This window comes from Microbacterium sp. B19, from assembly GCF_000333395.1.
In the GTDB taxonomy this organism is placed as follows: domain Bacteria; phylum Actinomycetota; class Actinomycetes; order Actinomycetales; family Microbacteriaceae; genus Microbacterium.
Window position 1 is genome coordinate 1 of sequence record NZ_BADA01000323.1, and the last position, 8,066, is coordinate 8,066.

General features: G+C 72.1%; 8 protein-coding genes and 1 tRNA gene. 6 read left to right on the forward strand and 3 right to left on the reverse strand.

The genetic code is table 11. The features are described from left to right. Positions 1 to 25 precede the first annotated feature (25 nt). From I5G_RS11310 to I5G_RS11330, 5 genes are all read left to right on the forward strand, one after another. Positions 26 to 724 (forward strand): gamma-glutamyl-gamma-aminobutyrate hydrolase family protein, encoded by a 699-nt coding sequence (locus tag I5G_RS11310; protein ID WP_187288829.1) that lies wholly within the window; start codon positions 26 to 28, stop codon positions 722 to 724. After that, positions 721 to 2,076, forward strand: a complete 1,356-nt coding sequence (locus I5G_RS11315) for an aldehyde dehydrogenase (protein WP_022879148.1) — start codon at positions 721 to 723, stop codon at positions 2,074 to 2,076. Before I5G_RS11310 ends, I5G_RS11315 begins: the two co-directional genes overlap by 4 nt. Positions 2,077 to 2,118: 42 nt before the next feature. Further along, positions 2,119 to 2,898, forward strand: coding sequence for a 3-oxoacyl-ACP reductase (locus I5G_RS11320; protein WP_022879149.1), 780 nt, complete (start codon positions 2,119 to 2,121; stop codon positions 2,896 to 2,898). 24 nt (positions 2,899 to 2,922) lie between these two features. Continuing rightward, complete coding sequence (locus I5G_RS11325; protein WP_022879150.1) at positions 2,923 to 3,639, forward strand: FadR/GntR family transcriptional regulator; 717 nt, start codon at positions 2,923 to 2,925, stop codon at positions 3,637 to 3,639. A 544-nt stretch (positions 3,640 to 4,183) separates the two neighbouring features. Continuing rightward, complete coding sequence (locus I5G_RS11330) at positions 4,184 to 4,594, forward strand: hypothetical protein (protein ID WP_022879151.1); 411 nt, start codon at positions 4,184 to 4,186, stop codon at positions 4,592 to 4,594. A gap of 462 nt (positions 4,595 to 5,056) precedes the next feature. Here the strand turns inward: I5G_RS11330 and radA are convergent, their stop codons facing one another. Both radA and I5G_RS11345 read right to left on the reverse strand, forming a co-directional pair. Then, positions 5,057 to 6,424 (reverse strand): DNA repair protein RadA, encoded by a 1,368-nt coding sequence (gene radA / locus I5G_RS11340; protein ID WP_022879153.1) that lies wholly within the window; start codon positions 6,422 to 6,424, stop codon positions 5,057 to 5,059. A 62-nt stretch (positions 6,425 to 6,486) separates the two neighbouring features. Continuing rightward, positions 6,487 to 7,440 carry an L-lactate dehydrogenase gene (locus I5G_RS11345; RefSeq protein ID WP_022879154.1) on the reverse strand — a complete coding sequence of 318 codons (954 nt, stop codon included), beginning with the start codon at positions 7,438 to 7,440 and terminating at the stop codon, positions 6,487 to 6,489. 126 nt (positions 7,441 to 7,566) lie between these two features. Here I5G_RS11345 and I5G_RS11350 point away from each other — a divergent pair. After that, a tRNA-Ser gene (locus tag I5G_RS11350) sits at positions 7,567 to 7,657 on the forward strand. Positions 7,658 to 7,792: 135 nt separating this feature from the next. Here I5G_RS11350 and I5G_RS11355 read toward each other — a convergent pair. After that, positions 7,793 to 8,066, reverse strand: a 274-nt coding sequence (locus tag I5G_RS11355; RefSeq protein WP_026095866.1) for a fibronectin type III-like domain-contianing protein, incomplete at its 5' end; no start/stop codon positions are given.

Genomic DNA, 8,066 nt, shown 5'->3' on the forward strand with positions numbered 1-8,066 from the left:
ACCTACCTCGAAGCGCCCGCAGGGCGTGTGGGACCTGTGCGCGTCGTTCCTGCCGCAGCAGTACTTCGACGCCGTGACCGCCTCGGGCGCCACCGCCGTGCTGCTGCCGCCGCAGCCCCGGCCCGAACAGGCCGCCGCCGCGGTGCTCGACGGCCTCGACGGGCTGATCCTCACGGGGGGCCTCGACGTGCAGCCCGAGCTGTACGGCGCCGAGCGCCACCCGCTCACCGACCCGCCGCGCGCCGACCGCGACGCGTGGGAGCTCGCGCTCCTCGCCGGGGCGCGGGAGCGTGGCATCCCGGTCTTCGGCATCTGCCGCGGACTCCAGCTCATCAACGTCGCCCTCGGCGGCACGCTGCACCAGCACCTGCCCGAGGCCCTCGGCACCGAGCGCTACAAGATCGGCGGAGGGGTCTTCGCCGAGAATGTCGTCGAAGTGGATGCCGGAACCCGGCTGGCCGGCCTCGTCGGTGCCGGAGCGCTCACCGTCCACAGCTACCACCACCAGGGCATCGATCGTGTCGCCGAAGGGCTGCGGGTCACCGCGCGGACGGACGACGGGCTCGTGCAGGCCATCGAGACCCCCGGCGACGAGTACCTCGTGGCCGTGCAGTGGCATCCCGAGGAGAACCCCGAGGACCGGCGTCTGTTCCTCGGGCTCGTCGCCGCCGCGGCGGCCCACCGCGCCGCACGTTCCTCCGCGCACCAGGGAGTCCCCGCATGAGCACCTTCACCGTCACCGACCCCTCGACCGGCACGCCGATCACGACGCTCGACCGCGCCGAGGTCGCCGAGGTGGATGCCGCCGTCGCCGACGCCGTCCGTGCGCAGCGCGCGTGGGCCGCGCTCGCCCCCGTCGCCCGCGCCGACGCGCTGCGGTCCTTCGCCCGGCTCGTCGAGGCGCACGTCGAGGAGCTCGCGGCGCTCGAGGTGCGCAACTCGGGGCACCCGATCGGCTCGGCCCGGTGGGAGGCGCAGCACGTCGCCCAGGTGCTCAACTACTACGCCGGTTCGCCGGAACGCCTGATCGGGAAGCAGATCCCCGTCGCCGGCGGCCTCGACGTGACCTATCACGAGCCGTATGGCGTCGTCGGGATCATCGTGCCGTGGAACTTCCCCATGACGATCGCCGCGTGGGGCTTCGCCCCGGCGCTCGCCGCGGGCAACGCCGTCGTGCTGAAGCCCGCCGAGCTGACGCCGCTCACCGCCGTGCGGCTCGGTGAGCTGGCGCTCGAGGCGGGGCTGCCCGAGGGGCTGTTCCGGGTGATCGTCGGGTCGGGCTCGGTCGTCGGCCAGCGCTTCGTCTCGCACCCCGACGTGCACAAGGTCGTCTTCACCGGCTCGACCGAGGTCGGCACCGAGGTCGCCGCCGGGTGCGCGCAGCTGCTCAAGCCCGTCACGCTCGAACTCGGTGGCAAGAGCGCCAACATCGTCTTCGCGGATGCCGACCTCGAGAAGGCCGCGGTCGGCGTCCCCGGTTCCGTCTTCGACAACGCGGGCCAGGACTGCTGCGCGCGCAGCCGACTGCTCGTCGAGCGCAGCGTCTACGACCGCTTCCTCGAGCTGCTCGAACCCGCCGTCGCCGCGTGGCGCGTCGGCGACCCGCGTGACGAGGACACCCAGATGGGGCCGCTGATCTCGGCATCCCATCGCTCCACGGTCGCGGGCTTCCTCGACGGGGCGGACGTCGCCTTCCGCGGCTCGGCGCCCGAGGGCGACGGCTTCTGGTTCGCCCCCGCGGTCGTGCTCGCCCAGCCCGGCGACCGCATCGCGCGCGAAGAGGTGTTCGGTCCGGTGCTCGCCGTGCTTCCGTTCGAGGACGAAGCGGATGCCATCCGCCTGGCGAACGACACCGCATACGGTCTCGCGGGCTCGATCTGGACCGAGAACCTCGGCCGTGGCATCCGGGTCTCGCGCGGGGTGCGCAGCGGAGTGCTGTCGGTGAACTCGCACTCGTCGGTGCGGTACGCCACCCCCTTCGGCGGTATGAAGGCCTCCGGCCTCGGCCGGGAGCTCGGACCGGATGCCGCCGAGCACTTCACCGAGACGAAGAACGTCTTCTACGCCACCGAGTGACCCCTCTTCCCCCACATCCCCACCCGTAAGGAACCACAGCACATGACCATCGACCTCACTCAGCGGCTGCGCGACCGCGTCGCCATCGTCACCGGCGGTGCGTCGGGCATCGGCCTCGCCACCGCACGCCGCTTCGCGGCCGAGGGCGCGCGCGTCGTGATCGCCGACCTCGACGAGACCACCGGCACGGCGGCGGCCGCCGAGGTCGACGGCGTCTTCCGTCAGGTGAACGTCGCGGACGAGGCATCCGTCGACGCTCTCTTCGACGGCGTCGCGGCCGAGCTCGGCAGCGTCGACATCGCGTTCAACAACGCCGGGATCTCGCCCGCCGACGACGACTCGATCGAGACGACCGAGCTGCCGGCGTGGGATCGCGTGCAGGACGTGAACCTGAAGAGCGTGTACCTCTGCTCGCGCGCGGCGCTGCGGCACATGGTCCCCGCGGGGCGCGGGTCGATCATCAACACCGCGTCGTTCGTCGCGCTGCTCGGGTCGGCGACCTCGCAGATCTCGTACACCGCGTCCAAGGGCGGCGTGCTCGCCATGACCCGCGAGCTCGGCGTGCAGTTCGCTCGGCAGGGGATCCGCGTGAACGCGCTGTGCCCCGGACCGGTCAACACGCCCCTCCTGCAGGAACTGTTCGCGAAGGACCCCGAGCGCGCGCAGCGCCGGCTCGTGCACGTGCCGATGGGCCGGTTCGCGGAGCCCGAGGAGATGGCCGCGGCCGTGGCGTTCCTGGCATCCGACGATGCGTCCTTCATCACCGCCACCGCTTTCGTCGTCGACGGCGGTATCACCAACGCCTACGTGACGCCCCTGTGACCTGCGGCATGACAGGCTGACGGCATGAGCGCCGCGCCCCTCGACGACCTGCGGCGGGCCGTGTACCGGCCCGTCCGCAGCGGCAACGCGCTCGAGGACACCACGGCGCGCATCGTCCAGACGGTGCGGCTCGGGCTCGTCGCGCCGGGGGAGTCGCTCCCCGCGGAGCGCGAGCTCGCCGCGCTGTACGGCGTCAGTCGCGACACGGTGCGCGAGGCGATCCGGGAGCTCTCGGATGCCGGCTGGCTCGAGACCCGCCGCGGACGCTACGGCGGCACGTTCGTCGTCGACCCCGTCCCGCGGCCCGTGGGTCCGGCGGAGGTCTCGGCCGCCGAACTCGACGACGTCATCGCGTTGCGCGGCGTGCTCGAACCCGGGGCCGCGTGGGCCGCGGCGGGGCGGACGCTCGCGCCAGAGGAACGCGACGTCCTGTGGGCGCGGCACGAGGCCGCCGCGGTCGCGGGGAGCGACGACTACCGCCGACTCGACACGCTCCTGCACCTGACGATCGCGGAACTCGCCGGCATCCCCTCGCTCGTCCCGCTCGTCGCCGACAACCGCGCGCGCGTCAACGCGTGGCTCGACACGTTCCCGCTGCTGCCGCGCAACATCGACCACTCGACGGCGCAGCACGCCGCGATCGTGTCGGCGATCCTCGCCGGGAGACCGGATGCCGCCCACGCGGCGATGCGCGACCACCTCGGCGGCAGCGAGGCGCTGCTGCGCGGGTTCCTGGCGTAGGCGCCGAGGCGGGGGTGCGGCCCGGTGGCCGCGGCGGTTTCGGTGACCGGGGGAGGGGATGCGGCGGAGGGAGGACGTGCGTGGGGGTTTCGGTCCTCCGCTCGCGGAATCTCCTCCTTTGGGTGCGCGGGCGGGGGTGCGTCGGCTTCGGCGTTCGGGTGGCCTCGGTGACCGGGGGAGGGGATGCGGCGGAGGGAGGACGTGTGTGGGGGTTTCGGTCCTCCGCTCGCGGTATCTCCTCCTTTGGGTGCGCGGGCGGGGGTGCGTCCCGGTGGCCGCGGTGGCCTCGGTGGCCGGGGGAGGAGATGCGGCGGAGGGAGGACGTGTGTGGGGGTTTCGGTCCTCCGCTCGCGGTATCTCCTCCTTTGGGTGCGCGGGCGGGGGTGCGTCGGCTTCGGCGTTCGGGTGGCCTCGGTGGCCGGGGGAGGGGATGCGGCGGAGGGAGGACGTGTGTGGGGGTTTCGGTCCTCCGCTCGCGGAATGTCCTCCGCTGGGCACGCGGCGCGATCCGCGCCGACGCGGGCGCCGGAGATAGGCTCGGAGGATGGCCGGCGGCAAGAAGCGCAAGGGTAAGAAGCCTGACGTGGAGTTCAAGAACACCGCCCTGACGGATGCCCTGCAGACGCAGGACATGGCCGCGATCGCGTTCGCGCTGCGGCACGGGCCCACGGTCGTGCCGCTCATGCGCGCCGGAGACGCCGACAACCCGCTCGACGTCGGCGAGGTGTGGACCTACCGCGACCCGAACACCGGGCAGATCGCGCTGCTGCTGTTCAGCGACGCCGCGCACAAGCCCGAGACGCTCCCGCCGCACGTTGCGCTGCAGTCGCCCCAGTGGCTGCGCGCGTTCCTCGACCGCCACCGCGACGAGATCACGACGGTGTTCATCGACATCGCGGGTCCGCACCCGATCCAGGCCAGCCCCACCGACCTGCTCGCGGCCCTCGACGCCTGACGCCTCGAGCGGCGTGGCGTCGGGCGGGCATAACTCCTGCTGTTCCGACTTCCGGTCGCGCGGTTCCCGTTGCGACCCGGCGGAGATGGAGGAGGTGGGAGCCTCGGTGCCGGAGCGCGTCCGGCCGCTGCCGCAGCTCAACTCCTGCTCTCCCGGCTCGCAGCCGCGGCATGGCGCGGGTCCGAACCGATCCGCAGGAGTTGTGCGCCGCACAGCCGTGCGCCCCGGGCGGATGGATGCCGGGACCGCGGCGCCGCGTGCCCACGACACTCCGCGGGTGAAGTACCTGGGTCGCGCGGGTGAGGGGCGCGTGTAAGACTCGAGGCATGGAGTACCTGATCGCCGGCGCCGTGTGCGCCGCCGGACTCGTGATCCCCGCAGTGCTCGGCTTCACGTCGCCGCACCGCCGTCGCCGATCCGCCCCGCCCGGGCGCTGATCGGGCCCACCGGCCGGCTTCGGCGTCAGAACTCGGGCGCGACCTCGTCGCGTGGCATCCCGCGCACCTTCAGTTCGTTCAATGCCTGGGCGAGCTTGCGCGACGACGAGTCGAGCACCGTGTGATACCCGAGCCGCGCCGCCTCGGACGCGCGCTGCGCCGCCTGCGTGACGTTGCGGATCTCGCCCGTCAGCGTCAACTCGCCGATTGCCGCGAGTCGCTTCGAGACCTTGCGGTTCTGCACCGCGTTGGCCACGGCGATCGCGATCGCGAGGTCGGCCGCGGGCTCGACCAGGCGCACTCCGCCGACGGTCGAGACGTACACGTCTTTGTCGGAGAGGGAGACGCCCATCCGGCTCTCGAGTACGGCGAGCACCATCGCGACCCGCGACGAGTCGACGCCGTTCACGATGCGCCGCGGGTTGGGCGCGGTCTGCTTGACGGCCAGGGCCTGGATCTCGACGGGGAGCGCGCGCCGCCCCTCCATCGCGATCGTGACGCATGTGCCGGGCTCGGGATCGCCGTGGCCGAGGAACAGGGCGCTCGGATCGCTGACCTCGGCGATGCCGCTGCCGGTCATGTCGAAGCAGCCGACCTCGTCGGTGGGCCCGAAGCGGTTCTTGAGCGCGCGGACGAACCGCAGCGACGTCTGCCGGTCGCCCTCGAAGTGGCAGACGACGTCGACGAGGTGCTCGAGCACGCGCGGCCCCGCGATCGTGCCGTCCTTGGTCACATGGCCCACGATCACGACGGGGAGCCCGCGTTCCTTCGCGATGCGGATGAGCGTGGATGCCACCTCACGCACCTGCGCGGGCTGACCGGCCGCCCCGTCGCTGAGGGCGGACGACACGGTCTGCACCGAGTCGACGATGAGCAACTCGGGCTCGACCTGATCGATGTGGCCGAGGATCGTCGCCAGGTCGGTCTCGGACGCGAGGAACAGCTCGTCGTGCAGGGCTCCGGTGCGCTCGGCGCGGAGCCGGACCTGCGCCGCGGACTCCTCGCCGCTCGCGTACAGCACGCGGCGGCCGGCGCGAGCGCTCTGGGCCGCGACCTCGAGCAGCAGCGTGGACTTGCCGACGCCGGGCTCACCGCTCAGCAGGATGGCGGCGCCGGGCACGATCCCACCGCCGAGCACCCGGTCGAACTCGCCGACGCCGCTCGTGCGCCGCGGGGCGTCCTGCGTGTCGATCTCGGTGATGCGCCGGGCCGCTCGCGCCGCGCCGGGCGCGACGGGAGTGACCGCCCGGGTAATGCCCGTCTGCTCCGCGGCCTCGACGACCGTGCCCCACGATTGGCATTCGCCGCACCGGCCGACCCACTTCAGCGTCGTCCATCCGCACTCGGTGCACCGGTACGGAGCGGCGGTGGGAGAGGGACGACGGGATGCCATGCGCCCAGGCTACGCGGACCCTCCGACATCGCCCGTGCGCCGTGTGGCTGGCATCCGCCCGCTCAGTCGCGCAGCGAGTCCGCCACCGTCGTCAGCGCGTCCGCGGAGCGCCGGAGCAGCGTCAGCTCGCGGTCGGAGAACGGCGTCCCGGCGAGGGGCACGGCCCCGGCGGAACTCACGACCGACGGCACCGACAGCGCCATGCCGGAGATGCCGTGGAAGTCCTGCAGCACGGTGCTCACCGGCAGGATCGCGTGCTCGTCGCGAAGGATCGCCTCGACGATGCGCGCGCTCGACAGCCCGATCGCGTAGTTCGTCGCGCCCTTGCCCCGGATGACCTTGTACGCCGCATCGCGGACGTCGACGGCGATGGCATCCAATTCGGCTTCGTCGAAACGGGTGCCGTCGGGGAGGTCGTACTCCGTGATGGGCACCGTGCCGATCGTCGCGGTCGACCACAGCGGGAACTCCGTGTCGCCGTGCTCGCCGACGATCCACGCGTGCACGCTCGAGGTCGCGACCCCGGCGCGCTGCGCGATCTTCCAGCGCAGGCGCGAGGTGTCGAGCACGGTGCCGGACGCGAAGATCCGCTGGGTGGGGAGCCCCGTCGCCTGCTGCGCGAGGACGGTGAGCACGTCGCACGGATTCGTGACGATGACGTAGATCGCGTTCGGTGCGACCTCGAGCAGCTCGGGCATCATGCGTCGGATGATGCCGGCGTTCGTCGCCGCGAGTTCGGTGCGCGTCTGCCCGGGATTCTGCTTCGCGCCGGCCGTGATGACCACGACGTGCGACCCCTCGGCGACCGACACATCGCTGCCGCCGGTGATGTCGCTCGACCCGGTGAACTGCGTGCCGTGGGCGAGGTCGAGGACCTCGGCTTCGACCTTCGCCTCGGCGATGTCGTACAGGGCGACGTGCCGCGCCGACCCGCGGATCAGGGACGCGTACGCGACGCTCGCCCCCACGCTCCCCGCGCCGACGACGGTCAGTTTGGAGTTCTCGATCACGCTCATGGCTCGATCCTGGCACCGGTGTGGGACCGGTGCCAGAGCGGTTTCTCGACGGTGGAGAAGTGGATGCCGAGCTCCCGGTGCCGCGCGGATTCGCGGCATCCCGCCGAGTGTCGTAAGCTGGTCGGCGGTGACGTGTCCGAGCGGCCGAAGGTGCAACTCTCGAAAAGTTGTGTAGGGTAACCCCCTACCGTGGGTTCAAATCCCACCGTCACCGCCAGCGTCGAAGCCCCGCGATCCTTGTCCTCACAGGGATCGCGGGGCTTCTGTCTTGGTCCGCACGGGTCATCCGAGGCCCTCGCGAGATGGCGTGTCGCCACGGCCGGTCATGCTCGCAGCTCGGATCGTCGTCCCCTCAGGACGCGACGCCGGTGGTGGACGCCTGAGTCGAGCGCGCGTACCGATGGGCGATCGGCTCCCTGGACAGAGCGTGCTGTGGTGCGCCAACGGTGATCCGGGCGGCGAGCGGCGCCTCCGACGATCCACCGATGAAGACCTCGAAAGCGCCTGGTTCGACGTCGAAGCCCGGTACGGAGTGCGACTCCGACCAGAACGCAAGGTCATCGAAACCAAGCTCGAACGACACCGCCCGCGATTCCCCGGCCTCCAGGTGAACGCGGGGAAGCGCC